This window comes from Paracidovorax anthurii (assembly GCF_003269065.1).
GTDB lineage: Bacteria > Pseudomonadota > Gammaproteobacteria > Burkholderiales > Burkholderiaceae_C > Paracidovorax > Paracidovorax anthurii.
Genome location: NZ_QLTA01000065.1, coordinates 1 through 26183, shown reverse-complemented (window position 1 = coordinate 26183; position 26183 = coordinate 1). Strand labels below are relative to the sequence as shown.

The 26183-nt window shown below is 68.7% G+C and carries 23 protein-coding genes and 1 pseudogene; 12 read left to right on the top strand and 12 right to left on the bottom strand.

Annotation, left to right across the window (positions count from 1 at the left end; genetic code table 11):
- Positions 1 to 234 (top strand): annotated as a pseudogene (locus AX018_RS21945) (IS5/IS1182 family transposase); the annotation flags it as partial.
- A 58-nt stretch (positions 235 to 292) separates the two neighbouring features.
- Here the strand turns inward: AX018_RS21945 and AX018_RS21940 are convergent.
- The 11 genes from AX018_RS21940 to AX018_RS21890 form a co-directional block, all read right to left on the bottom strand.
- Positions 293 to 760, bottom strand: coding sequence for a hypothetical protein (locus tag AX018_RS21940; protein WP_111881873.1), 468 nt, complete (start codon positions 758 to 760; stop codon positions 293 to 295).
- 54 nt (positions 761 to 814) lie between these two features.
- Positions 815 to 1603, bottom strand: coding sequence for a twin-arginine translocase subunit TatC (gene tatC / locus AX018_RS21935; RefSeq protein ID WP_111881871.1), 789 nt, complete (start codon positions 1601 to 1603; stop codon positions 815 to 817).
- Between the two features lie 68 nt (positions 1604 to 1671).
- Entirely contained in the window at positions 1672 to 2148 is a 477-nt protein-coding gene (tatB, locus tag AX018_RS21930; protein ID WP_111881869.1) for a Sec-independent protein translocase protein TatB, read from the bottom strand.
- Between the two features lie 49 nt (positions 2149 to 2197).
- A complete protein-coding gene (gene tatA, locus AX018_RS21925; RefSeq protein WP_111881866.1) occupies positions 2198 to 2461 on the bottom strand; it encodes a Sec-independent protein translocase subunit TatA in 264 nt (87 codons plus the stop codon).
- Positions 2462 to 2533: 72 nt separating this feature from the next.
- Positions 2534 to 2890: a histidine triad nucleotide-binding protein gene (locus AX018_RS21920; protein ID WP_111881863.1), complete on the bottom strand. Its 357-nt coding sequence runs from the start codon at positions 2888 to 2890 to the stop codon at positions 2534 to 2536.
- An 81-nt stretch (positions 2891 to 2971) separates the two neighbouring features.
- Positions 2972 to 4003, bottom strand: a complete 1032-nt coding sequence (locus tag AX018_RS21915) for a patatin-like phospholipase family protein (RefSeq protein ID WP_111881860.1) — start codon at positions 4001 to 4003, stop codon at positions 2972 to 2974.
- On the bottom strand, positions 3996 to 4385 hold the full coding sequence (locus AX018_RS21910; RefSeq protein ID WP_111881858.1) for a DUF4870 family protein: 390 nt from the start codon (positions 4383 to 4385) through the stop codon (positions 3996 to 3998). The genes AX018_RS21915 and AX018_RS21910 overlap by 8 nt, the downstream gene beginning before the upstream one ends.
- Positions 4382 to 4786 carry a phosphoribosyl-ATP diphosphatase gene (locus tag AX018_RS21905; RefSeq protein WP_111881879.1) on the bottom strand — a complete coding sequence of 135 codons (405 nt, stop codon included), beginning with the start codon at positions 4784 to 4786 and terminating at the stop codon, positions 4382 to 4384. The genes AX018_RS21910 and AX018_RS21905 overlap by 4 nt, the downstream gene beginning before the upstream one ends.
- 5 nt (positions 4787 to 4791) lie before the next feature.
- Positions 4792 to 5199 carry a phosphoribosyl-AMP cyclohydrolase gene (hisI, locus tag AX018_RS21900; RefSeq protein WP_281269571.1) on the bottom strand — a complete coding sequence of 136 codons (408 nt, stop codon included), beginning with the start codon at positions 5197 to 5199 and terminating at the stop codon, positions 4792 to 4794.
- 109 nt (positions 5200 to 5308) lie between these two features.
- Positions 5309 to 6109, bottom strand: coding sequence for an imidazole glycerol phosphate synthase subunit HisF (hisF, locus tag AX018_RS21895; RefSeq protein ID WP_111881853.1), 801 nt, complete (start codon positions 6107 to 6109; stop codon positions 5309 to 5311).
- Positions 6110 to 6194: 85 nt separating this feature from the next.
- Positions 6195 to 7061 carry a D-hexose-6-phosphate mutarotase gene (locus AX018_RS21890; RefSeq protein ID WP_111881850.1) on the bottom strand — a complete coding sequence of 289 codons (867 nt, stop codon included), beginning with the start codon at positions 7059 to 7061 and terminating at the stop codon, positions 6195 to 6197.
- A 154-nt stretch (positions 7062 to 7215) separates the two neighbouring features.
- Between AX018_RS21890 and AX018_RS21885 the strand changes: the two genes are divergently transcribed.
- A complete protein-coding gene (locus AX018_RS21885) occupies positions 7216 to 8544 on the top strand; it encodes a dicarboxylate/amino acid:cation symporter (protein WP_111881847.1) in 1329 nt (442 codons plus the stop codon).
- 51 nt (positions 8545 to 8595) lie between these two features.
- Here AX018_RS21885 and galE read toward each other — a convergent pair whose 3' ends face one another.
- The gene (gene galE / locus AX018_RS21880) at positions 8596 to 9612 is read right to left on the bottom strand and encodes a UDP-glucose 4-epimerase GalE (RefSeq protein ID WP_111881844.1); all 1017 of its coding nucleotides are present in this window, start codon (positions 9610 to 9612) and stop codon (positions 8596 to 8598) included.
- A 323-nt stretch (positions 9613 to 9935) separates the two neighbouring features.
- Here galE and AX018_RS21875 point away from each other — a divergent pair, with 323 nt between their 5' ends.
- From AX018_RS21875 to AX018_RS21830, 10 genes are all read left to right on the top strand, one after another.
- Positions 9936 to 12782: a bifunctional glycoside hydrolase/polysaccharide deacetylase family protein gene (locus tag AX018_RS21875; protein WP_111881841.1), complete on the top strand. Its 2847-nt coding sequence runs from the start codon at positions 9936 to 9938 to the stop codon at positions 12780 to 12782.
- Positions 12718 to 16746 (top strand): tetratricopeptide repeat protein, encoded by a 4029-nt coding sequence (locus AX018_RS21870; RefSeq protein WP_245951776.1) that lies wholly within the window; start codon positions 12718 to 12720, stop codon positions 16744 to 16746. The genes AX018_RS21875 and AX018_RS21870 overlap by 65 nt, the downstream gene beginning before the upstream one ends.
- 29 nt (positions 16747 to 16775) lie before the next feature.
- Positions 16776 to 17330 carry an LpoB-related protein gene (locus tag AX018_RS21865; protein ID WP_111881838.1) on the top strand — a complete coding sequence of 185 codons (555 nt, stop codon included), beginning with the start codon at positions 16776 to 16778 and terminating at the stop codon, positions 17328 to 17330.
- Between the two features lie 7 nt (positions 17331 to 17337).
- Positions 17338 to 18753, top strand: a complete 1416-nt coding sequence (locus AX018_RS21860; protein WP_111881835.1) for a PelD GGDEF domain-containing protein — start codon at positions 17338 to 17340, stop codon at positions 18751 to 18753.
- Complete coding sequence (locus tag AX018_RS21855) at positions 18746 to 19759, top strand: tetratricopeptide repeat protein (protein WP_111881832.1); 1014 nt, start codon at positions 18746 to 18748, stop codon at positions 19757 to 19759. The genes AX018_RS21860 and AX018_RS21855 overlap by 8 nt, the downstream gene beginning before the upstream one ends.
- Positions 19756 to 21294 (top strand): GT4 family glycosyltransferase PelF, encoded by a 1539-nt coding sequence (gene pelF / locus AX018_RS21850; RefSeq protein ID WP_111881828.1) that lies wholly within the window; start codon positions 19756 to 19758, stop codon positions 21292 to 21294. The genes AX018_RS21855 and pelF overlap by 4 nt, the downstream gene beginning before the upstream one ends.
- A complete protein-coding gene (gene pelG / locus AX018_RS21845) occupies positions 21294 to 22667 on the top strand; it encodes an exopolysaccharide Pel transporter PelG (protein WP_111881824.1) in 1374 nt (457 codons plus the stop codon). Before pelF ends, pelG begins: the two co-directional genes overlap by 1 nt.
- Before the next feature lie 45 nt (positions 22668 to 22712).
- Complete coding sequence (locus AX018_RS21840) at positions 22713 to 23924, top strand: spherulation-specific family 4 protein (RefSeq protein WP_111881822.1); 1212 nt, start codon at positions 22713 to 22715, stop codon at positions 23922 to 23924.
- Between the two features lie 318 nt (positions 23925 to 24242).
- On the top strand, positions 24243 to 25436 hold the full coding sequence (locus tag AX018_RS21835; protein ID WP_111881819.1) for a spherulation-specific family 4 protein: 1194 nt from the start codon (positions 24243 to 24245) through the stop codon (positions 25434 to 25436).
- Positions 25437 to 25875: 439 nt separating this feature from the next.
- The coding region (locus AX018_RS21830) for a transposase (RefSeq protein ID WP_245951775.1) at positions 25876 to 26183 on the top strand (308 nt) is incomplete at its 3' end.

Sequence of the window (26183 nt, the reverse complement as noted above, 5' to 3'; positions counted from 1 at the left end):
GAAGCCATCCGGGCGTGCCAGCGTTTGGGCCGCAGCGTCTGGAAGAAGTGGAGCGGCTACCACCGGCGCAGCCTTGTCGAGACGAAGATGCACTGCTTCAAGCGACTGGGCGAACGGGTGACGGCGCGCACGTTCGAGCATCAGGTGGTGGAGTTGCATGTCCGCGTGGCCGTACTCAACCGCTTCAGCCAGATCGGTCGTCCTCAAACCGTTCTGGTGGCCGCCATGGCATAAATCCGTCTGGGGTTGGGGCTATGCCGTCTTCGAACTGATTTGTGCAACAAAGCCCCCATCAGGCTGAATGCTGCTTCAACACTGCAGGCTGCGCAGGCAACCCCGGCCAAAGCTGCACACGGTAATGGTCTTCGCCATCCAGCCCATCCACCGACAGCGAATCCAGGCCCGAGGCTGAGAGCCGGACCCTGTACGCCCCCGGGGCCGTTTCAAACCGGGCCGCCTCCGGAAAATAGTCCGTGCAGCCCGCAGCCACCAGCGGCCCGGTCTTCACGACCAGCGACGCCTCCACCACATGGTCGAACCGGTCGAAGTCGGCGTGCGGCGCGGCATCCAGCAACTCCAGCGTCACCGGCACATGCGTGTTGCGCACCGTGCCGAAGCCCACGACACCCACCGCGACCGCCAGCATGCGGTGCGACGCGGCCTCGTCCCAGGCGCTCGACAGGTCTCCCTCCGCCGCCTCGTCCTGCAGATAGAACTGGTGGTAATCCGCGAAAAGCGTGAGGTGATGACGCGATGCCATGAATGAGAGTGCAGCGCTGTCGCTGTGTCAGAGAACGCGGCCCCAGCACCCACCTCAGGCCGAAGGCTCCTGCGCGTCCTCCGGCGCCTGCGTGTGCCGGATGAAGAGCTGCGCGGCCCAGATGCCCAGCTCGTAGAGCAGGCACATCGGCACCGCGAGCGCGAGCTGCGACACCACGTCGGGCGGGGTGACCACGGCGGCGATGATGAAGGCGATCACGATGAAGTAGCCACGAAAGCTCTTGAGCTTGTCCACGCTGACGATGCCCATGCGCGCGAGCACGACGACGACGATGGGCACCTCGAACGACAGGCCGAACGCGAGGAACATGGTGAGCACGAAGCTCAGGTAGGCCTCGATGTCCGGCGCGGCCGTGATGCTCTTGGGCGCGAAGCTCTGGATGAAGCTGAACACCTGCCCGAACACGAAGAAATAGCAGAACGCCACGCCGAAGAAGAACAGCAGCGTGCTGGAGACGACCAGCGGCAGCACAAGCTTCTTCTCGTGCGAGTAGAGCCCCGGCGCCACGAAGGCCCACACCTGGTAGAGCACCACCGGCAGCGCCACCAGGAAGGCCGCCATCAGCAGGATCTTGAGCGGCACCATGAACGGCGAGATCACCGAGGTGGCGATCAGCGTGGCCCCCGCGGGCAGGTGCGCGACCAGGGGCGCGGCCAGCAGGTCGTAGAGCGCGCCGGGGCCCGGGTAGAAGAACAGCGCGCCGGCGGCGATGCCGATGGCGATCAGGGCCTTGACGAGGCGGTCGCGCAGCTCCATGAGGTGCGCGACGAAGGGCTGCTCGGTGCCGGCCAGCTCGTCGTCTTGGGAGGGGGTGTCGGACATGGTGGGGAGGTGGTGCGGTCCCGGGAAGCCGCCCGGCGGACCGCGCGGCCGCCGTCGTCAGCGGGCCATCAGAGGGGTTTGCGGGGCCGGAAGCGCGCCACGCGCGCCGCGCCCGACTGCGCCTTGGTGCGCACGCCGGCACGGGCCTTGTACCACTGCGGGGTGGCGCCGCGCTTGAGGCGCCAGTTCTTGCCGGGATGCTTGTAGGAGGGAATGACCGCGGAGGCGGGTGCATCGCCCTGCGCCGCCGAGGCGTCTGGAAGGCCGGAGAGGCTGCTTTCCCAGTCTTTCTGGAAATCGCTCGCGCTGGTGTGGATGCTCTGGTGCACGTCGCGCGCGGCGCTCTCCACCGACTCCTTCATCTTGCGCAGCTCGTCCAGCTCCATGGAGCGGTTGACCTCCGCCTTCACGTCGGCCACGTAGCGCTGCGCCTTGCCCAGCAGCGTGCCCACGGTGCGCGCCACGCGCGGCAGCTTCTCGGGGCCGATGACGATGAGTGCCACGGCGCCGATGAGCGCCATCTTGGACAGGCCGATGTCGATCATGAAGGCGGGAAGAGCGGTTCAGCGGGGAATCGGGAGGAACGGCGGCCGGTCAGCTCTTCTGCTTGGCTTCGACATCGATGGTGCCCTTGTCGGCGGTGTGCGCCTGGCTGTTGGCCACCTGGCCCGCGGGGGGGGGGGTCGCCGCCGTGGCGGTGGAGGCATTCTCGGGGGTGCTGCCGTCCTTCATGCCATCCTTGAAGCCCTTGACGGCGCCGCCCAGGTCGGAGCCGATGTTCTTGAGCTTCTTGGTGCCGAACACCATCACGACGATGAGCAGCACGATCAGCCAGTGCCAGATGGAAAAAGATCCCATGGAAATCTCCTAACGAATACGGTTCATTCTAGACCCCGCGCATGGCGGGAAAGTGCATACCCATGCCGGCCGTCAGCCCCGCAGCCAGGGGCGCGGCCCGCCCATCACGTGGACGTGCAGGTGGTGGACCTCCTGCCCCCCTTCGGTGCCGGTGTTCACCACGATGCGGAAGCCGCCCTCCGGATAGGGATTGCAGCCCTGCTCCAGCGCCAGCTTCGGGGCCAGGGCCATCATGCGGCCGAGCACGCCGGCGTGGTCGTCGGTGACGGCGGCCATGGAGTGCAGGTGCTCTTTGGGCACCATGAGGAAGTGGACCGGGGCCCAGGGGTTGATGTCGTGGAACGCCAGGATCTCGTCGTCCTCGTAGACCTTCCGCGAGGGGATCTGGCCGGCGATGATCTTGCAGAAAAGGCAGTTCGGATCGTGCATGGTGCGAGGGAGGAAGGGACGCGGATCGGGAGCGCCCGCCGGCGCCCGGCAAGCGGGCCGCCAGCAGTCGGGGCGTGGTGGTCAGGAATTGTCCGTGAGTTTCACCGTGGGGCGCACGCCCACGTCGGCATGGTGCTTCGCGATCCAGGCCTGCCCCGCGGTGCGGCCGAGCGCGAAGAGCTGGCGCACGAAGGGCAGGTCCGCGCGCATCTTGCTCGACGCGCCGAACTCCGCCAGCACCGAGCCGCCGTCGATGCGGTGCATGCGCACGCTCTTGTAGCGATCGGCGTCCAGCTTGCCCTCGGCGAGCAGGCGGCGCACGAACTCGATCGCGCGCATCTCGGCCAGCAGGCTCGCATTGAAGGTGACCTCGTTCATGCGCTCCATGATCTCGGTGGCGCTGTCGGGCAGCTCGGTGTGCTCGATCGGATTGATCTGCACGAGCAGGATGTCCGCGCAGTGGGTCTTGTAGATGAGCGGGTAGAGCGCCGGGTTGCCGGAATAGCCCCCGTCCCAGTAGGGGTCGCCGTCGATCTGCACGGCCTTGAAGAGCAGCGGCAGGCACGCGGAGGCCATCACGGCGTCGGTGCTCAGGCGCTTGCCCGAGAAAATGACGCCGCGCCCCGTGCGCACGTTGGTCGCGCAGACGAACACGCGCGGCCCATGCGAGGCCCGCAACACGTCGAAATCCACCTCGCGCTCCAGCAGGCGGCGCAACGGATTGATGCCCAGCGGGTTGGTCTGGTAAGGCGAGAGCCACTGGCTGACCATGCCCATGAACGGCGTGGAAGGCACGCCCCACAGCAGGCTGCCCATGGCGCCCACGCCCTCCCAGAGCCGCGTGAGCGATTCGCGCGCCATCGTGCAGCCCTGCTGGTGCAGCGCCACGCCGCGCAGGTCGGGATGGCGGTGCGCGGCCTGCGCGAAGCCGCTGGCCAGCGCCACCGCGTTCATCGCCCCGGCGCTGGTGCCGCTGATGCCGTCGAAGCGGAAACGCCCGTCCTCCAGCAGCGCGTCGAGCACGCCCCAGGTCAGCGCGCCGTGCGATCCGCCGCCCTGCAGGGCGAGGTTGAGCGGCACCGAGCCTGGTGCGGCGGCTTCCTTGTCAGCCATCGATGGCCTGGCCCTTGTTCATCGAGACCATGCCGCGCACGATCCGGTAGAGGAACCAGATGGAGATCAGGCCCCAGGCGATCCAGCCCGGGAACACGAACAGCAGCCACAGCGGCGCGGTGACGAGGTAGAGCACGCCCGCCCAGATCACCGTGCGGATGCGCCATGAGAAGTGCGTGGCCTGCCAGGTGCCCTGGGCATCGCCCTGCTTCACGAGGTCGATGACCAGCGCGATGATGAGCAGGGCCGCCCCGGGCTGCGCGCCCGGGATGACGGCGCCCACGGCCACGATCAGGTGCAGGATGTAGCTCACCCATCCGACGGCCTTCAGGGATTCGGCCCGCTCGTCCGGCTCGATGTCGGTGATGTCGCTCTGGCTCATGGGGAAGGACCTCCTTCGTCGGCGGCGCGCTGGATGGATTTGCGCAGGGCTTTTTCCTCGATGCCGCTGGTGCCCTCGCGGCGCTCCAGTTCGGCCACCACGTCGGCGGGCGCGAGGCCGTAGTGGGCCAGCGCGATCATCGAATGGAACCAGAGGTCGGCCACCTCATAGACGAGCTTGGACGGGTCGGCGCCGTGGTCCACGTCCTTGGCGGCCATGACGACCTCGGTCGCCTCCTCGCCGATCTTCTTGAGGAAGGCGTCGGGGCCCTTGTGCAGCAGGCGCGCGACGTAGCTCTTGTCGGCATCGCCGCCGCGCGCGGGCTTGCGGCTCTCGATCACGGCGGCGAGCCGCGCGAGCGCGTCGTGCGGCGCGGGGGCGATGGGTTCGTTGCTGGGCATGGGCTTCACTTATAGATGGACTCGGGATCTTTCAAGACCGGATCGACCGCCTGCCACGCGCCGTCCCGCAAGACGCTGAAGAAGCAGCTGTGCCGCCCCGTGTGGCAGGCGATGCCGGGCGCGTGCCCGAGTTGCGTCACCTTGAGAAGCACCACGTCGTTGTCGCAGTCGAGCCGGATCTCGTGCACCGTCTGCACGTGGCCGGACTCCTCGCCCTTGAACCACAGCTTGCCGCGCGAGCGGCTGAAATACACCGCGCGCGCCAGCTCGGCGGTCTTGGCGAGCGCCTCGCGGTTCATCCACGCGAACATGAGCACGTCGCCCGTGCCCGCTTCCTGCGCGATCACGGGCACGAGGCCCTGCGCATCCCATTTCACATCATCGAGCCAGTTCATCGCCCCATTCTCCGCCATTTGCCATACCGCATGATGACGCATCGTTTGCTATGCTTTATATAGCAAACAATCCAACATTCCCGGCGACATGGCGCCAATTCCGTCTGAAATCTGCCGTCCGGGGCCCTCAGGGGCGCACCGGAATGCCACGCTCGGCCATGCGGGCCTTGGCCTGGCCCACGGTGTATTCGCCGTAGTGGAAGATGCTCGCCGCCAGCACCGCGTCCGCGCCGCCCTGCTGCACGCCGTCGGCCAGGTCGTCCAGGCTGCCCACGCCGCCCGAGGCGATCACGGGCACGCTCACGGCGTCGCTCACCGCGCGGGTCAGCGCCAGGTCGAAGCCCGACTTGGTGCCGTCACGGTCCATGCTGGTGAGCAGGATCTCGCCCGCGCCGCGCCGCGCCATTTCCGCCGCCCAGCGCACGGCGTCCAGCCCCGTGTTCTTGCGGCCGCCGTGGCTGTACACGTCCCAGCCCGGCCCCAGGGGGGCGCCGTCCGGCCCGGGGCGCGCGGCCTCCTCGGGCGTGCGGCGCTTGGCGTCGATGGCCACCACGATGCACTGCGCGCCGTACTTCGCCGAAGCCGCGTCGATCACGTCGGGGTTGGCGATGGCGGCGGAATTGAAGCTGGTCTTGTCAGCGCCCGCGTTGAGCAGGCGCCGCACGTCCTCCACGGTGCGCACGCCGCCGCCCACGGTGAGCGGGATGAACACCTGGCTCGCCACGGCCTCGATGATGGGCAGGATCAGGTCGCGCCCGTCGCTGGTGGCGGTGATGTCGAGGAAGGTGAGCTCGTCGGCTCCCTGCGCGTTGTAGCGCGCGGCGATCTCCACCGGATCGCCGGCGTCGCGCAGTTCCAGGAAGTTCACGCCCTTCACGACGCGGCCGCCGGTGACGTCCAGACAGGGAATGATGCGTTTGGCCAGCATGGAAAGATCCAGGAAAGAAAGGACAGGAAAAGGAAAGAGGAAGGAAGGCAGCGGCGCGCCGGGCGCCCGCCCCGCAGGTTCAGGTTCAGCGCAGCACCCGCAGATGCTGCCAGCCGGACCACCCGGCGCCGGGCGCGATCTCCACCGGCGCATGCACGCAGGCGGCCTCCACGCAAAGCATGTGGCGGTAGCCGTCGGCGGGCATGTCCGCCAACGTGGCGCAGCGGTCCGCGCCCGGGTTCCAGACCACGTTCTCGGTCCAGGAAGGGCTTTGCGCGATGGAGAGCACGCCCTGGCCGCTCTCCAAGCGCAACGGGCCCTCGGGCGCCGCGAAGACGCTGTCGTATTCACCGGCGAAGCGCACGGGCCCGTCCTGCGTGCCGTGCCGGTCGGCCACCGCGTCCCAGCGGGCACGGCCCTCCAGGCCCTCCAACCGGGCCTGGGCGATGTCGGCCACCCGCAGGTAGGTGTGGAGCGCGCCCGTGAAGGCCCAGGGCGCATCGCCGCGGTTGCGCAGCGACAGCGCGATGCGCAGCGCGTCCGGCGACAGCGACACCTCCAGGCGCGCCTCGAAACCGTGCGGCCAGATCGCGCGCGTGCCGGCGCTGTCGGCCAGGGACAGCGTTGCCTGCGTCACGTGACCGCTTGAAGACTCGGCCACCAAATTCCAAGGCAAATTTCGCATGAATCCATGCTTGGGAAGAGCCCCCCGCTGATTAAATTGTGGGCAGCAGACGGGCACGCCCCCCCGGATCGCGGACTGCCCGTCCAGCGCGGATCGGGGACTCAGATACAGGCGCTCGACCCCGTCCGCGGTGGTCCAGGAAAGCACCTGCGCTCCCTGGAGAGCGATGGTTGCCGAGCCTGCGGCGGGGCTGTGCAGCCGGACGGCGGGCAGGTCCATGAAGGTGGTGGGCAGCACCGCGGAAGCGGCCGTGGCATGGGCTGTCATATTTCGGATTGTAGGAGTGGAGGGGTCTCGCAGCCCCGCGAAAACCGCCGGCGGCGGGGCCAGGGCCCCTTCCGACTTGAAGGACAATGCGCCACCTCGCAACGGCGCAAGGAGAGTGCCGCCGGGGATTCATTGCCTATTTCTGCCTTGAACCATGCCTGAGAACAAAAGAAAACTTCCGCCAACGGCCAGCATCCTCGTCGCGATGCTCATTGGCATCCTCGCCGGATACCTCATTAACACCAATGTCGCGGACAAGGCGGCCCTGGCTGGTTATATCTCAATCATCTCGGATATTTTCCTGCGGCTCATCAAGATGCTGATCGCGCCGCTGGTGTTCTCGACGCTGGTGGTGGGCATCGCCCACATGGGCGACGCGTCCGCCGTCGGGCGCGTGTTCCTCAAGGCCATGGCCTGGTTCCTGACCGCATCGCTCATCTCGCTGGCCCTGGGCCTCATCCTCGCCACCGTGCTGCAGCCCGGGGCCAACCTGGGCCTGCCGCTGCCGGAGACCCACCAGTCCGCCCAGCTGGCCACCTCCAAGTTCACGATCAAGGAGTTCGTGAACCACCTGGTGCCCAAGTCCTTCGCGGAAGCGATGGCCAACAACGAGATCCTGCAGATCGTGGTGTTCTCGATGTTCTTCGGCATCGCGCTCGCCAGCCTCGGCGACAAGGCGCGCACGCTGGTGCGCTGCGTCGAAGAACTCTCGCACGCCATGCTCAAGATCACGGCCTACGTGATGCGCTTCGCGCCGCCCGCCGTGTTCGCGGCCATGGCCGCCACGGTGGCCGTGAACGGCCTGGGCATCCTGCTCAAGTTCGCCGTGTTCATGGGCCAGTTCTATCTGGCCCTGCTGATCCTGTGGACGCTGCTGATCAGCGCCGGCTTCATGGCCCTGCGCGGCCGGATCTTCACGCTGCTGCGCAACATCCGCGAGGCCTTCCTGCTGTCGTTCGCCACCGCCAGTTCCGAAGCCGCCTACCCCAAGCTGCTCGACGCACTCGACCGTTTCGGCGTGAAGCGCCGCGTCTCCAGCTTCGTGATGCCGCTGGGCTATTCGTTCAACCTCGACGGCTCGATGATCTACTGCACGTTCGCCACGCTCTTCATCGCGCAGGCCTACGGCATCCACCTGCCGATCGAGACGCAGATCACCATGCTGCTCGTCCTGATGCTCACCTCCAAGGGCATGGCCGGCGTGCCGCGCGCCTCGCTCGTGGTGATCGCCGCCACGCTGAACCAGTTCCACATCCCCGAGGCCGGCCTGCTGCTGATCCTGGGCATCGACACCTTCCTCGACATGGGCCGCTCGGCCACGAACGCGGTGGGCAACTCGATCGCCGCCGCCGTGGTGGCCAAGTGGGAAGGCGCCCTGCTCTCGGAAGAGGAAGCCGCCGTCCACGCCGCCACGCTGGACACGCAGCCCGACCCCGCCAAGGCGGCCCACGGACTGTCCGGCGAGGAACCCCGGGCCGCCTGAGCCCCCAGCCCCCTTCGCGCGGCGCTCCCCACGGGAGGCCGCGCAGGCGCGTCAGCCTTCCTGCAGGCTGCGCGCCACCCCGTCCTGCCAGCGCCACGCATCGGCGCACATGCACTCCAGCCCATGGCGCGTCTTCCAGCCGAGCAGGCGCTCGGCCAGCCCGGGATCGGCCCAGCAGGCCGCCACATCCCCAGGGCGGCGGGCCACCACCTGATAAGGCACGGCCCGCCCGCTCGCCGCCTCGAAGGCGCGCACCATCTCCAGCACCGACACCGGGCGCCCCGTGCCCAGGTTCACCGTGAGCAGCCCCGGGTGCTCGCGCAGATAGCGCAGGGCCGCCACGTGGCCCTCGGCCAGATCGCACACGTGGATGTAGTCGCGCACCCCGGTGCCGTCGGGCGTCGGATAGTCGCTGCCATACACGCTCAGCCGCTCGCGCAGCCCCACGGCCACCTGGGCCACGTAGGGCAGCAGGTTGTTGGGCACGTCCTGCGGGTCTTCGCCGATGAGGCCGCTCTCGTGCGCCCCCACGGGGTTGAAGTAGCGCAGCCGGGCGATGCGCCAGCGGCCGGGCTCGGACCCATCCACGTCGGCCAGCACCTGCTCCATCATGAGCTTGCTCTGCCCGTACGGGTTGGTGGCCGACAGCGGGAAGTCCTCGCGGATGGGCAGCGACGCGGGCTCGCCGTACACCGTGGCCGAGGAGGAGAACACCAGCGTGCGCACGTCCGCCGCCCGCATGGCGCGCAGCAACGCGACGGTGCCCGCCACGTTGTTGTCGTAATAGGCCAGCGGCTCGCGCACCGATTCGCCCACGGACTTGAGCGCCGCGAAATGGATGACCGCATCGACGCGGTGCTCGGAAAAGATGCGCGCCAGCAACGCCTCGTCCCGCACGTCCCCTTCGATCAGGCCCGGAACACTGCCCGTGATGCGACCGACGCGCTCCAGCACCGAGCGGCGGCTGTTGCAGAAGTTGTCGAGGATGAGGAACGGCAGGCCGGCCTCGGCCAGCGCCACGCAGGTATGAGAGCCGATGAAGCCGGCGCCGCCTGTCACAAGTATCACGCGATTGCTCCTGGTGAATCCGGCCGAAGGTGGCCCACGTACCTGCCGGGCATTGTCGGCCTTCGCCGTTGCCAAGGGGCGGAATGCCACCCTGCGCCATCCTAGCCGGGGTACTGACGGCGATGAAAGTGCGACACAATCGGCCAATATCAAAACTATGTAATGGATTGTTTTTTTCTATGAATCTGCCGCATCGTCTCTCCACGAGAGACGATGTTGTCCACGAGAGGGAGTCTTCCGCCGCGGCGGGCCGCCCTGGAGGGCACCGCGCATCCTGCCGCCAGGGAAACCCTTGGACGTTTCCACCACAAGAACAAAGCTCCGTGCCCAAACGCCTAAGACTGTTGTTTTTTTGCCTCCTGATGCAGCTGTCGGCGGCGGCCTGGACGGCCATGCCGTCCGTGGCCCTGCATTACGGGCCCGCGGCCCCGCTGGCCGAGCTGAAGGTGTTCGACATCGCGGTGGTCGAACCCGACCACGGCTACGACCCGCAGGCCTTCGCCAAGACCGGCAGCGCACTCTACGCCTACGTGTCGGTGGCCGAGGTGCAATCCTCGCGCGCCTATTTCCGTGACATCCCGGACGCCTGGAAGATGGCGCGCAACGGCGCCTGGAATTCCGAGGTGATCGACCAGACACCCGCCGAATGGCCCGAGTTCTTCGCCACCCGGGTGGTGGGCCCGCTCTGGGAGCGCGGCTACCGGGGCTTCTTCCTCGACACGCTCGACTCCTACCGGCTGGCCAGCCGGTTCGACGAGGCCGCGCAGCAGCAGGGCCTCGTGCGCGTGATCGAGACCCTGCACCAGCGCTTCCCCGGCATCCGGCTCATCATGAACCGGGGCTTCGACATCGTTCCGCGCGTGAAGGACAAGATCCAGATGGTGGCCGCGGAATCGCTCTTCCGGGGCTGGAACGCCTCCACGCGCCGCTACGAAGAGGTCAAGCCCGCCGACCGCGAATGGCTGCTGGGCCAGTTACGCACCATCCGGGAGCGCGACGGCCTGCCCGTCCTCGCCATCGACTACGTTCCCCCCACCGACCGGGAACTGACCCGCGCGACGGCCGGGCGCATCCAGGCGCTGGGCATCATCCCGTGGGTGACCGACGGGAACGTGCGCACCGTGGGCGTCAGCACCGTCGAGCTGGTGCCGCGCCGCGTGCTCATCCTGTACTACGGCGGCGAATCGCCCGCCCTCAACTATGCGTCGCCGCACCGCTTCCTGCAGATGCCGCTCAACCACATGGGCTATGTGGTGGACTACGCCGACGTGCGCAACCCCTTGCCCGAGGGCATCCTGCCCGACCGCTATGCCGGCATCGTGACCTGGTTCTCCGGCTTCCTGCCCGAGGCCCGGACCCGCGCCGTCAACCAGTGGCTGCTCGCGCGGCTGGCGGAGCGCACGCCGCTCGCCGTGATGGGCAATTTCGGGTTCCCCCTGGACCGGCAGTTCAATGACGCGCTGGGCATCAAGGGCAACGCGAGCCCGCCGCGCGGCGAGCAGCAGGTTTCCAAACAAGACCCGATGATGGGCTTCGAGCTGGCCGTGCAGCCGTCCAGCGGCTCGCGCTTCGAGTGGGTGATGCGCAACGGCGCGCCGGTGCAGCAGCCCGCGCGGGCCCTCATCGAGCACCGCGACGCGCGGGGCTTGCCGTTCCTGGGCGGCGCCATCCTGCCGTGGGGCGGGTTCGTGGTCGATCCCTTCGTGATCACGGAAGTGCCCGGCACCGACTACGCACGCTGGATGGTCGACCCCTTCGCCTTCCTCACGCAGGCGCTGCGGCTGCAGCCCGTGCCGGTGCCGGACGTCACGACCGAGAACGGCCGCCGCCTGCTGTTCTCGCACGTGGACGGCGACGGCTTTCCCTCGCGCGCGGAACTGGCGGGCAGCCCCAACGCCGGCCTCGTGCTGCTCAAGGAAATCTTCGAGAAATACCCGAACGTGCCCCAGACCATGTCGGTCATCGAGGCCGAGGTCGCGCCCCACGGCCTGCACCCCGAGGGCAGCGCCGAGATGGAAGACATCGCGCGGCGCATGTTCCGCCTGCCGCACGTGGAGATCGCGAGCCACACGTATTCCCACCCCTTCCTCTGGGACCGCAGCGTGCGCCACGGCCTCTTCAGCGACAACTCCGAAGCCGCGATGAGCCTGGACGTGCCCGGCTACACGATGGACCTGCGGCGCGAGATCGTGGGTTCGAGCGAATACATCAACAGCCGCCTCGCGCCGCCGGACAAGCGCGTCAAGATCCTGCTGTGGTCGGGCGACACGGCGCCCAGCGCCGAGGCGCTGGAGATCACCGAGCGCGCCGGGCTGCTCAACATGAACGGCGGCGACACCTCCATCACCCGCACCAACCCCTCGATCACCGCCATCGGCGCGTTCGGCATCCAGAAGAACGGGTACCTGCAGGTGTACGCGCCCATCACCAACGAGAACATCTACACCAACCTCTGGCACGGCCCCTTCTACGGCTTCGAGCAGGTGCTGCAGAGCTTCGAGATGACGGACAAGCCCCGGCGCATCAAGCCCGTGGACATCTACTACCACGTGTACTCCACCAGCAAGCGCGCGGGCCTCAACGCGCTGCGCAAGGTGTACGACTGGGCCATGGCCCAGCCGCTGCACCCGGTCTTCGCCTCGGAATTCATCCTCAAGGTGCGCGACTTCCACACCTACGCGGTCGCGCGCGACGGAGCGGGCTGGCGCGTGCGGGGCGACGGCACCCTGCGCACCCTGCGCCTGCCGCCGGCCCTGGGCACGCCCCTGCCCCAGGCCAGCCAGGGCGTGGCGGGCTTCCGCGATGGCGTGGAAGGCACCTACGTGCACCTCGCGGGCGGCTCGGCCTGGCTGCGCACAAGCGCCGGCATGCCCTCAGCCTCCGCAGCCACCGAGGCAGCGCCGCCCGCGAAGACGGGCCCCTATCTCTTCGACGCCAATGCCCGGCTCACGGAATGGAGCGCCGCCGAGGATGGCACGCGCGCCGATTTCCGCCTCCAGGGCCACGCCCCCCTCGCCTTCAGTCTCGCCAACGCGCGCGGCTGCCAGGTGCGCGCCGACCAGCGCCTCCTGGCACCGGACCGCTCGCCCCCCCCAGGCACCGTGGATGTTCTCGCGTATCGTCTCTCTCATGCTGCTGCACAAATCCAGCTCCGGTGCCCGGGCCGCTGAACGACCCGTTCTGGCGCCGTCCTGGTTGATCACGCTGCTCGCCGGCATGGTGGGCGGCGGGCTGTGGCTGCTCTACCCGCGGCAGGATCTGGAGCGCCGGCTCGCCGAGACGGAGAACTCGGCGCTGTCCGTGGCCTATCTGCACAACCTGCTGCGCAGCGACCCGGACAACCCGCGCCTGCGGCTGCTGCTCGCGCAGCGCCAGATCGCCGTGGGCCAGATGGCCGAGGCGCGCACCACGCTGCAGCCCGCGCTCGAATCGTCCGACCCGCAGATCCACCGCGACGCCATCTGGGCGCTCTGGGATCTGTCGTACACCGAATACCAGCGCACGCCCGAACGCGAGGCTCCCTACCGCAAGGCCATGCGCGAAGACCTGCTGCGGCAGCTGCGCCTGCTGGCCGCGGAACCCTGGTCCCTGGAGCGGCGCGTGCAGCTCGCGCGCCGGGCCGCCGAACTGCAGGACCGCACGATGGGCGTCGCGCTGAGCCGCCAGATGGCGCGCGATGCGACCGACCCGCGCGAGGCGGCGCAGCTCTATGAACGCGCCGCCAAGGAATCGCTGGCCCAGTCGGACTACGCGGGCTGCGCCGAGCTGTACATCCTGGCGCGCAACGCCACGCCCGAGGCCGACAAGGCCAAGGACTACTATTTCGCCGCCGTGCGCGCGCTGCAGTCAGGCAACCAGCCCGTGGCCGCGCTGGAACTGGCCGAACGCGAGATCGGCCCCCTCGCCCAGGACCAGCAGACCCTGCTGATGATCACCCAGCTGGCGCGCGCGGCCGGCAAGCCCGCCGTCGCGGACCGCTACGTGCGCCAGCTGCTGCGCCTGTCCTGGCTGCGGCAATGGCAGGAATCGGGCGCCACGGCGCTGGCGTCGGCCCTGCCGCCAGTCGGCGCCCTGCTGCGCCCCATGGGCTACCTGGCCGCGCCCCCCGAACCCCGGCCGGAGGCGGCGCCGCCACGCTACGACGACGGGGCGCACCTGCTGCGCCCGCCCACCCTCACCCTGCCGACCCGCGGCGCGGAGGCAGAACCGGGTCCCTGGCGCGCCTGGAACATGGCCGGGCAGGAGCCCGCCGCGGCGGCCCCGATCCCCCCGGCCCCGCCGGTGCCCATCCCCACGCACCTGCTGCCCTACGACGAAAAGATCTACACGCTGGGCTACGAGGTCTTCCTGGAGAACCGCAAGCTCGACGATGCCTGGCTCATCGCCCACGCGGCGGTGCAGGCGCGGCCGGACGACCTCGCCTGGCGGGAGCGTCTCGCCCAGGTATCGGAGTGGAGCCGCCGGCCCGGCGTCGCGCTGCAGAACTGGATGATCATTGCCCAGCGCACGCAGAAGGAAGCGGCCTGGCAGGCCGTGCTGCGCATCGCGCCCGGGCAGTTCGACGATGCGGCGCTGCTGCAGGGCCTGCGCTTCCAGCTGCGCAGCCGGCCCGACGACTTCAAGCTGATCCGCGAGCTCGTGGATACCTACGAGCGCATCGGCGAACCCCAGCCCGCCATCGACTACCTGCGGCAGCACGCCAAGATCCCGCAGGCCGTGGAACTGCTGGCCCAGCTCGCGGAGCGCGCGGGCCAGCCGACCCTGGCGCTGGATACCTGGCGCCGGTTGCTGGCCGACAAGGAACAGCTCACGCCCGAGCGCGCCATGCGCGCGGCGGTGCTGGCGCTCACCCACGACCGGCCCGACGAAGGCCTGCAATGGCTGGAAGCCGCGCAGCAGCGCAAGGCGCCCGACAAGGCGGTGGAGATGGATTTCTGGCGCCTGACGGGCCAGCTGGCCGAGAGCCGGCAGCGGCAGGCGCTCGCGATCCAGGCCTACCGCGCGCTGGTGCGCACGCAGGACCACGACCGCTCCGACTACGACGCGCTGATCCGCCTGCTGATGGCGGACCAGCCCCTGGAGGCGGCCCAGGTCTCGGCGCTGGCGTGGGAGAAGTTCGACGAGCCGCGCTACCTCGTCGATGCGCTGTCGGTGTATTCGAGCCGCAACCAGTGGGCCGCGATGGGCGCGCTGCTGCGCAAGACCGACGCCGACCCGCAGGCCAAGAAACGCTCGCTGGCGCGCCTGCGCGAGCTTCCCGAATTCATGCGGCTGGCCGGCGGCTACTACCAGAGCCAGGGCGATCTGGCCCAGGCACGGCGCTACTACGAGGCCGGCCTGCGCTCGAGCCCCGACTCGTCCGAGATGCGGCAGGCCCTGCTGTGGCTGTTCATCGACGGCAACGATGCCGTGTCGCTGCGCACGCTGCTGGCCACGCAGGAGCGGCAGTGGGCACGCGACGAGGACGTGCACGACGCGCTCGCCGCGGCATACCAGGCGCTGTCGCTGCCGCAGGTGTCGCTGGAGCGCTATCTCACGCCGCGCATCGCTCAGCACCAGGACGACTTCCTGTGGCTCATGAACTATGCCGATGCGCTCGACCAGAACCAGCAGACCGACCGGTCCTGGCGCCTGCGGCGCGAGCTGCTCTCGCGCGAGTGGCGCTCGGTGCGGCAGGGCGACGGCCAACGGCGGCTCACGCCGAAGGAGGCCCGCGCGCGCTGGCTCACCGAGGAAGGGCTGGACACCACGCGGCGCATCGCGCGCGCGCGCCTCATGCTCACCCAGCGGCCCGGCGACCCCGCCATGGACGTGCTGCGTGAGCTGCTGCGGCTCGACACCGATGCGCAGGGCCGCATGTCCAACGCCGCGGCCGAGACCGCCATCGGCTGGCTGCAGGATGCTGGCGAGTACACGGCCGAGCGCGGCTTTCTCTGGCACCAGTACGCGCGTGCCCGGGGAGGGAGCGCCAACCGGCCGCTGTGGGCTGAGATCACCGTGGCGCTGGCCGAGGACGACAAGGCCGCGACCGGCCAGCTCCTGCAGGAATTCGACGAACGCCTGCCGCGCTACGACCGTGTGAACGCGGCCCGCGCCGTGGACGACGTGCGCGCCGCGCAGACCGCGGCCTTCGAGGCCCAGGGCGAGCAGCGCGACGACCAGCCGCTGCAGCTGCAGTTGACCGAGAGCCTCCTGGCCTTCAGCGACCACGCCGGCGGCACCCTGAAATGGCAGCGGCTGGGCGGCATGGACGAGAACGAGAGTGATGCCGCGCTCCACATCGCGTTCAGCCCGCGCCTCGCCCTCGACCTGGAATTCGCCAGCATCCGGCGCAGTTCCACGAACCCGCTGTCGGTGGTGAACCCGCCGGACGAACGCGCCGTGGATGCGCGCCTGCACTGGCGGCACGGGGATGGCGAAACCATCCTGCGCGCCGGCCGCCGCGTGAGCTTCCAGGTCTACACCCCCGTGCAGATCGAGCACGAGCAGCGCATCGACAACCGGCTCTCGCTGCGCATGGAGCTGGGCTTCCAGCTGCCCAGCCAGGAAAGCCTCGCGCTGCGCATCGCGGGCATGAAGCGCCGCGCGGCCACCAGCCTGCGCTACCAGGCCACGCGCCTGGACCGCTTCACCCTGGATTACGCCGACGAGCGCTACAGCATCCAGACCGGCGGAGTCGTCGGCAGCGGCCGCCACACGGGCATCAGCTACACCCACACCTACCGCCAGGAAGCCCCGCTGCTCGAATTCGGCGCGTTCTGGTCGTACCACGACTATTCGCGGCGGGACATCTTCTCGCTGGCGCCGCGCGACCAGGAGTTCCGCCGCTATCTGCTGCCCGGCGTGCTGCCCGGCCCGGACTACCTGCTGCCCGAGAGCTTCAGCTTCTACGGGCTGCAGATCTCCACCAACATGCGCTACGAGGAAGAGTACACGCGCGCGCTGCAACCCTACGCCAGCGTGAGCCGCACCTGGCACAGCCGCCTGGGCCCGGGCTATGAACTGCGCCTGGGCATGGCGGGCAGCGTGCTCGGCTCCGACCATCTCGGCCTGACCTGGGGGATGGGCAAGTCCGGCTTGCAATTGCAAGGACTCACGCGCAGCCTGCTCTTCACCTATCGCCTGCATTTCTGAAACGATTTTCCCCAACAGAGGAGGACCCCATGCCACATCCACGCACCCTGCTGCAACGCCTGCGCGCCGGCGCCGCCGGAGGCCTGCTCCTGATGCTGCTCGCGGCATGCTCCACCATCGACCGCGGCACCCCGCCCGCGCTGGAGCGCAATGCCACCTGGGTAGTGCTGCCGTTCGCCAACCACACCGAGACGCCGCTGGCCGGCAACCGCGCGGAAGCCGTCACGCTGGCGCTGCTGCAGGCGCGCGGCGTGGGCCGCGTGCAGCGCTATCCCACCAGCACGCAGCAGGAAGCGCTCTTCGACGCGGGCGACGCCAAGCGCCAGGACGAGGTGCTGGCCTGGGCCCGCGAGCAGCAGGCCAAGTACGCCCTCGCGGGCGCAGTGGACGAATGGCGCTACAAGGTCGGCGTGGACGGCGAGCCCGCGGCCGGCATCACCCTGCAGATCATCGATGTCGAGACGGGCAACACGCTCTGGAGCGGCGTGGGCGGCAAGAGCGGCTGGAGCCGTGAATCCCTCTCGGGCGTGGCGCAGAAGCTGATCCGCGACCTGCTGGACTCCGGCCTTGCCGGTGCGCGCTGACCCCGCCATGCCGACGGAGAAGTCACCGCCCTCCTCATCCGCGCGCCGCCGCGTGGTCGGGGCCGCGCCTGCGGGCGCGAACCCGGCCGCGGGCAAGAAGATCCTGCGCCCGCTGCCCCACAACCTGCTGGGCAAGCTCGCCGCCACCGACACGCGTCCGGCCGTCATGCTGCTGGAGACGCTGCTGCTGCCCGCGATCGCGCTCGCGCTCGGCCTGCTGCTGCACCCCGAAGACCCGCTCTGGAGCGAAGGCGACTTCCCCTGGTCCTGGCTCGCGCCGGTCATCGTGGCGCTGCGCTACGGGCCGCTGGCCGGCCTGGGCGGCGCCGTCGTGCTGCTGCTGGGCTGGCTGCTGATCCACATCGGCCACTACGACCGCTTCCCGCAGCTGTTCTTCCTGGGAGGCCTGATCCTCGTGATGATCGTGGGCGAGTTCTCGAGCCTCTGGCAGGCGCGCACCCGGCGCGCCGAGAGCGTGCAGCTCTACCTGGACCAGCGGCTGGAGCACCTCGTGCGCCAGTACTACCTGCTGCGCCTCTCGCACGACCGGCTCGAACAGGAACTCATCGGCCGCCCCATGTCGATGCGCGACGCGCTCGCCACCCTGCAGAGCGTGGGCGACGAGAGCCAGGACGCGGTGCAGGGCGCGCAGACCCTGCTGCGCCTGCTGGCGCAATACTGCCAACTCGAATCCGCCTCGCTGCACGCGGCCACCGACGACCGCGCCGAGCCCCTGCCCGTGGCGCGCATCGGCAGCAGCACCGATGCACTCGACATCCGCGACCCGCTGGTGCAGCAGGCCCTGGAAACCCGCAAGCTCTGCCATATCAGCCAGTTGCTCACCCACAAGCAGCAGACCCGCTACCTCGCCGTCGCGCCGCTGATGGACCTGGGCGGCGAGATCTACGGGCTGCTGGTGATCGAGGACATGCCGTTCTTCTCGCTGCAGGACGAGAACCTGCAGACCATCAACCTGCTGCTGGGCTACTACACCGACGGGCTCGCCATGCAGACCCTGGCGCGGCCCATCCTGGAACGGCTTCCCGACTGCCCCGCGGACTTCGCGTTCGAGGTGCAGCGCCTCTCGCACATGCGCGACACCACCCGGGTGCCCAGCATCGTCGTGGCCCTGGAATTCCTGCCGCGCGCGATCGAGCGCGGCCTGCCGGCGCAGATCGAGCGCCTGAAGCGCGAACTCGACGAGATCTGGCTGATCCCGGGCCCGGAGCGCCAGGTGCTGGCGCTGCTGATGCCGCTGGGCGACATGGCCACGGCCGAGGGCTACATCAACCGGCTCGAGAACTGGTCCCAGCAAAAGAGCGGGCAGCCGCTGGCGGAATCGGGCATCTTCCCGCACGTGCTGGCGCTCGAAGGCGCGCCGCTGGAGCTGCTGGAGCAACTGCACAGGATCGCCCATGCTTAACCTCAAGTTCGGCATCTCGGCACTGCTGCTGGAAGTGGGCGCCTGGAGCGGCCCCATGCTGCTGCAGGGCCGATCCGACGCGGCGCTGGCGAGCTACCTGGCCGTGCACGCGCTCGCCTGCCTGATGCTCGCGCTGTGCCTGCTGCCGCTGCTGTCGGGCAAGCAGGCCCGCCCGCGCACGCCGATCCTGGGGCTCATGGCGGCCTTCAGCTATGCGGTGCCGGTGGCCGGGTTCGTGGGCGTCGTGGTGGCCGTGGTCGTGCTGCGCCTCTACCGCTCGCCCACCGGGCAGGACGACTTCGAATCGCTGCAATTGCCGGAATTCGACCTGCACCAGCGCATGCAGGCCAGCTTCCGCCAGGCCGGTCTGCGCTCCTTCCTCGGCAACAACCAGGCCCCCATGCAGACGCGCATGCGCGCCATGGTGGCGCTGCAGCACGTGTCGGGCCGGATCGCGTCGCCCCTGCTGCGCACGGTGCTCAGCGACCCCAGCGAAGACCTGCGCCTGCTCGCCTACGGCATGCTCGACACGCTGGAAAAGCGCATCAACCGCACCATCGACAGCGAACTCGATGCCCTGCGCCGCGCCGAAACCGAGGAAGGCAGCACGCCCGGCACCCGCACCCTCGAATCCGCCCACCGACTCTCCGACCTCTACTGGGAGCTGGTCTACCAGGAACTCGTGCAGGGCGACCTGCGCACCCATGCGATCAAAGAATCGCTGCGCTACTGCGAACTCGTGCTGGGCCTGCAGCCCGGCAATGCCCAGCTCAACCTGCGGCGCGGCCGGCTCCTGCACGCGCAGGGCCAGACCGCGGAAGCGGGCGAGGCCTACGCCCGGGCGCGCGAGCTGGGCCTGCCGGCCACCCGCGTGCTGCCCTACCAGGCCGAGCTGTGCTTCGAGCGCCGCGACTTCGCGCAGGCCTACGATCTGCTGCAGGAACTCGGCCAGTGGCGCGCCCTGCCCCGCCTGCGCCCGGTGCTGGACTACTGGAAAGCCCGATGAGCGACGCACGCCCCCAGGCCCAGGAGGCCGACATCGCGCTGGTGCTCGAAGGCACCTTCCCCTACGTGAGTGGCGGCGTATCGAGCTGGATCAACCAGGTCATCCGCGCCTACCCCGAATACCGCTTCGCCATCATCTTCCTGGGCAGCCGGCGCGATGACTATTCGGGCTTCAAGTACGAGCTGCCGCCCAACGTGGTGCATTTCGAGGAGCACTACCTCTACAGCCACCTGGGCGTGCGTTCCATGCCCGCGCGGCGCAGCGGCAACCGCGCGGCGCTGGAGATGGTGCGCACCCTGGTGGACTCCTTCCGCCGCGGGGACCGCAGCCTCGAGGCCATCGCGGCGTTCCAGGAGATCAGCCTGCAGATGCAGCCCGGCGGGCGGCTGCCGCTGGAGGACTTCCTCTACAGCGAGCGGGCCTGGGAAATCATCTGCCAGAGCTACCGCGAGCACTGCACGGACCCCTCGTTCGTGGACTATTTCTGGACCGTGCGCATCATGTACCAGCCGCTGTGGATGCTCGCGAACGTGGCCCGCGGCATGCTGCGCGTGCGCATGGTGCACTGCGCCTCCACCGGCTACGCGGGCTACCTGGGCGGGCTGGTGCAGCAGATGCGCGGCGTGCCGCTCATCCTCTCGGAGCACGGCATCTACACCAAGGAACGCAAGATCGACCTCTTCAAGAGCGAGTGGATCCGCGACAACCGCAACATCTTCCAGCGCGACCCGACCGAGCTGTCGTACTTTAGGCAGATGTGGATCCAGTTCTTCGAGTGGCTGGGCTTTTACTGCTACGCGGCGGCGGACCCGATCATCGCGCTCTATGAAACCAACCGGTTGCGGCAGGTGGCCGACGGCGCGGCGCCCGAGCGCACCTTCAACATCCCCAACGGCATCAAGCTCGCGCGCTTCGCGCCGCTGCGCGGGCAGCGCCCCGCCGAGGTGCCGCCCATCCTCTGCCTGATCGGCCGCGTGGTGCCCATCAAGGACATCAAGACCTTCATCCGCGCCATGCGCCGCGTGGTCAACCAGCGGCCCGAGGCCGAGGGCTGGATCGCCGGCCCCACCGAGGAAGATCCGGCCTACGCGCAGGAGTGCGAGAACCTCGTGCGCAGCCTGGGGCTGGAGAACAACGTGCGCTTCCTGGGCTTCCAGAAGGTGGAAGACCTGATGCCGCGCATCGGTCTCATCATCCTGTCTTCCATCAGCGAAGCGCTGCCCCTGGTGCTGCTGGAGGGCTACGCCGCGGGCGTGCCGGCCGTCTCCACCGACGTGGGCTCGTGCCGCCAGCTCATCGAGGGTCTGGACGAGGAGGACCGTGCGCTCGGCATCTCCGGCAAGGTGGTGCCCATCGCCGATCCGCAGCAGCTCGCGGACGCCTCGCTCTCGCTCATCAACGACCCTGCGGCCTGGGAATCCGCGAGTCGCGCCGCCGTGGCCCGCGTGGAGCGCTACTACACCGACACGCTGATGTTCGACCGCTACCGCCGCGTGTACGAAAAGGCGTTCCAGCAGACGGAGGGCCCCCGCTGATGGCCGGCATCGGATTCGAACTGCGGCGGATGCTGCGCAAGAACACCCTGGTGGGCCTCGTGCAGGCCTACGCCTACGCGGGCGTGATCGGCTCCGGGCCCTGGGTGTTCTCCATCGTGGGCATCCTGCTCATCGGTATCTTCAGCGCGAGCGTCGTCGTGCCCGGGGCGCTGGTCACGCAGTTCCAGACCTCGGTCACCTACATGGTGGCGGGCAGCCTCATCCTCACGGGGCTCGTGCAGCTCGCATTCACGCGCTTCGTCTCCGACCGGCTCTTCGAGAAACGCAAGGACATCATCCTGCCCAACCTGCACGGGCTGATGCTGGTGGTCACCGTGGTGGCGGCGGGCCTGGGCTCGCTGGCGCTCTTTGCCGTGCTGCCCGATCTGGGCCTCGTGTACCGCATGCTCATGCTCGCCGGCTTCACGCTCATGTGCGACGTGTGGGTGCTCACCGTGCTGCTCTCGGGCATGAAGCGCTACCGGGCCATCGTGGCGCTGTTCGGCGTGTCCTACGCGGTGATCGTGATCAGCTCGCTGCTGATGCGGCCCTGGGGCCTGGAGGGCCTGCTGGCGGGCTTCGTGCTGGGCAACTACCTGCTGCTCTCGGGCATGTGGCTGCTGGTGGTGCGCGAGTTCAACCCGCGCGGCCGCATCATCGCCTTCGACTTCGCAGATCCGAAGCTGCTCTATCCGTCGCTGGTGGCGATCGGCTTCCTCTACAACTTCGGCATCTGGGTGGACAAGTTCATGTTCTGGTACTTCCCGCCCACGTCCGAGCCCATCATCGGCGGCCTGCGGGCCTCGCTGATCTACGACCTGCCGGTGTTCCTCGCCTACCTGTCCATCATTCCGGGCATGGCGGTGTTCCTGGTGCGCATCGAGACCGATTTCGTGGAGTTCTACGACAAGTTCTACGACGCGGTGCGCAGCGGCGGCTCCCTCGAATACATCGAGGCCATGCGCGACGAGATGGTGTATTCGATCCAGCAGGGCCTGGGCGAGATCGCCAAGATCCAGACCCTGGCCGTGCTCATCACCTTCGTGGCCGGCCCGGCCATCCTGAGCGCCCTGAGCATCTCGCGGCTGTACCTGCCGCTGCTGCACGTGCAGGTGATCGGCGCGGGCCTGCAGGTGGGCCTCATGGCCATCCTGAACGTGTTCTTCTACCTGGACCAGCGGCGCATCGTGCTGATGCTGTGCGTGGAGTTCGTGGTGCTCAACGTGGTGCTCACCGGCTTCACGCTGCACGCGGGGGCGGCCCTCTATGGCTACGGCTTCGCGGTCGCCACGCTGCTCACCCTGTGCACCGGGATGTACCTGCTGTCGCGCCAGCTCAACAGGCTGGAATACGAAACCTTCATGCTCCAGTAGCCGGGCGGTCACAATGGGTTACCACATCATGCACGAGAGGGACCCATGCACACGCCAACCGCCCCTTCTTCCTGCCGCTGGATAGCGCACGCCTGCGCCCTCCTGGTGGCCTGCCTGCTGAGCGCCTGCGGAGGCAGCTCCGACAGCGACACCGCCAGCTCCCAGAGCGCCCAGGCACAGGCCTCCGCGAGCGCCCCCGCCGTGGCCCTCGCCTTCACCGCCCCGGGGGACGGGGACGTGTTCAACACCGGCACGTCCGTCGCCGTGGGGGTCCAGGCCCTCGTCGGAGGGCAGGCGGCGCCCGATGGCACGGCGGTGGTGTTCACCGCGGCATCCGGCAGCTTCGCCCCCAACAGCGCCGCCACGCTCGGCGGCGCCGCGTCCACCACGCTGGCCACGGCGGCCACGGGGCCCCTGGCCCTGAATGCCTCGGCCACCCTGGGCGGGCAGACGGCCTCCGCGTCCCGCACGGTGTACGTGCGGCCCACGCCCTCGCCCCTCGAAGTGCTGGTGCCGGCCTACTTCTACCCTTCCGCGGGATCGCCGTGGGATGCGCTCACCGCGGGCACCAGCGCCTATCCGTCCGTGGCGGTGACCGCGATCCTGAACCCCAGCAACGGCGTCTTCACCAAGGCGAACCCCGAATTCACCGCCGCCGCCACGGCCTTCGTGCAGGCGGGCGGCAAGCTGCTGGGCTATGTCTACACCAGCTACGGGTCGCGCTCGGCCAGCAAGGTCAAGGGCAATATCGACAAATACCTCAGCCTCTACGGCCAGGGGCTGATCAGCGGCATCTTCATCGACGAGATGTCCACCGAGACGCGGCGGCTCGCGTACTACCGCGACCTGTTCAACTACATCAAGGGCAAGGACGCCAGCCTGCGCGTGGTGGGCAACCCCGGCACGATGCCCAATGCCGCCTATGCCGACATCGCGGACACATTCGTGACCTTCGAGAACCAGTCCGAGCAATTCGCGGGCTACGACCCGCGCGCCAGCGGCGGCTGGCTCTACCGTCTCTCCAACACGCACCAGAGCGCCCTGCTGCACAACACCGCCGGCTGCGCGGCCATGCAGCAGGCCGTACTCACCGCCGCCACCGCGCGCTACAACACCGGCCCCCTCTACGTGACCGACGACAGCTTCAACCTCGAAACCCAGGAAGGCAACCCCTGGGACACCCTGCCGAGCTACTGGACCCGGTTCCTCGGCACCGTGGATGCGGTGAACCGGGGCGCCACGCTGCCCGCCTGCTGAATGAAGCGACAACCCCCTGTGGCGCTTCGCGCCTTCCCCCTTCTCCTGCGGGAAGGGGGACAACGCCCGTGGCCGAGCAAAGCTCGCTCCACGGCGTTTGCTGGCGTGGCCTGCTCCGCGGCCATCGGACGGGACGCACAGCGCCGGTTTCGTGCATCGCGGGTACTGCACGCGCCGTGAACGATTGACACGGGGGCGACACGGCCAATGTGTCGAAAATTTACAAAGCCGACAAATAATCTCAGGGCTTTCACATCTCGGGAGCGAGACAATCGCAGCGTTTCGCCATCACCCACTCCTGGTAGAGGAAATTCGCCCATGCTCCGGATTCGACATCTCGCCCGCTGGTGCAGCCTGCTTCTGGCCGCATTGATCTCCGCATGCGGCGGCGGGGGCGGAGGCGGCACGGTGGACACCACCACGCCGCCCGCCACCTCCACCAGCGTCTCCGTGACCCTGACCGCCCCGGAGGCGGAAGGCGTCTTCAATGCCGGGGCCTCGCTGTCCGTGAGCGCCCAGGTCACCGTGAACGGCGCGGCCGCCGCCGACGGCACCGCGGTGAGCTTCACGGCCTCGCCCGGGGTGTTCTCCGCCACCGGCACCACCCGCTCCGGCGTGGCGACGGTGACGCTGTCCGGGGCCGCCGCGGGGCGCCAGCAGATCAGCGCCTCGGTCACCGTCTCCGGGCAGTCGTCCAACGCCACGGCCACGGCCACGCGCGTCGTCTATCTGCGGGCCGCGCCCGCCGCGCTCGAAGTCCTCGTGCCCGCCTACTTCCACCCGTCCTCGGGCACCGAGTGGAGCCGGCTCGCCAGCGGCGCATCCACCAATCCGTCGGTGTCGATCACGGCCATCCTGAACCCCGACAACGGCATCTTCACCGCGGCCGACGCGAGCTACGTCAGCGCCATCAACCAGTTCATCGCCGGCGGCGGCAAGGTGGTGGGCTACGTCTATACCGGCTACGGCACCGGCTCGCGGTCGCTGGCGGCCATCAAGGCCAACATCGACAACTACATCGCGGTCTATGGCCGCAGCGCGATCAGCGGCATCTTCCTGGACGAGATGGCCTCCGAGACCAGCCGCCTGGACTTCTACCGCGAGATCTACAGCTACATCAAGGCCAAGGACTCCAGCCTGCGCGTGATCGGCAACCCGGGCATGGTGCCGGCCGCCGGCTATGCGGCCGTGGCCGACGTGCTGGTCACCTTCGAGGGCCGCAACAGCACCTACGCCACCTACGACCCGCGCACCACGCCCTGGCTCTACACCGTGGCCAACAGCCACCAGAGCTCGCTGGTGCACAACACCGCCACCTGCGCCGACATGCAGAGAGCCGTGCAGTCCGCCGCCTCGGCGCTCTACAACGCCGGCCCCGTCTACATGACGAACCTCGAATACGACCCGGTGGCGGATGTCGGCAATCCCTGGGCGTCGCTGCCCTCGTACTGGACGGGCCTGCTGCAGACCGTGGCGGCAGTGAACCAGGGGCGCACGCCGCCGGCCTGCTGAGCGCACAGGGGCCCTGCGGCCCCGTGATCCCCCCCATGCCCGGACGGGCACCGGGCGATCCCCCCGAGATCGACAGAAAGAAAAACCCGGGCCTATCATGCATGGGCCTATCGGATCGGCGGCCGCACCTTCCATGCGACGGGGCGTGCCGTGCCCGTCTGCCTTCGCAAAAGATCCCGGACGATATCGGGGAGGCCGGAGGCAGGCATGCCGGATGCGGTCCCGCAGGCACCGCCAGGGCACCTGGCCCGCAGCCTGCCTGCCACGCCGCAGGCATGCGAGGGACGGCCCCTGATTTCAGCGACGGGTATGCAAATCGACGATTTGCAAGAGGGAGGAAATCATGCCTTTTTACGAGATCGAATTCGACTACACCGGCAATGCGCCCACGGCGTCGAAGACTTAGAGCGTGTTTACGATCTCCCCCGACAATCCTGGGGTGAAAAGAAAGCCATACCCAAGCGACATCAGTAGAGAGAAGTTTGCCGAGATCGAGCCGCTGCTGCGCAGCGTTCGGCGCAGCACCAAACCGATCAAGCTGGATCTGTACGAAGTGTTCTGTGCAGTGCTGTACCTGCTTCGCACGGGTTGTCAGTGGCGCTATCTGCCGCCGCAGTTCCCCAAGTGGCACAACGTCTATGCGTACTGGCGCAAGTGGAGCGAGCCTGACCAGCACGGAGTGAGCGTGCTGGAGCAGGCTTTAAAAAAATCAGGTTGGCGCGGCCCGCGAGAGACAGGGGCGCAACG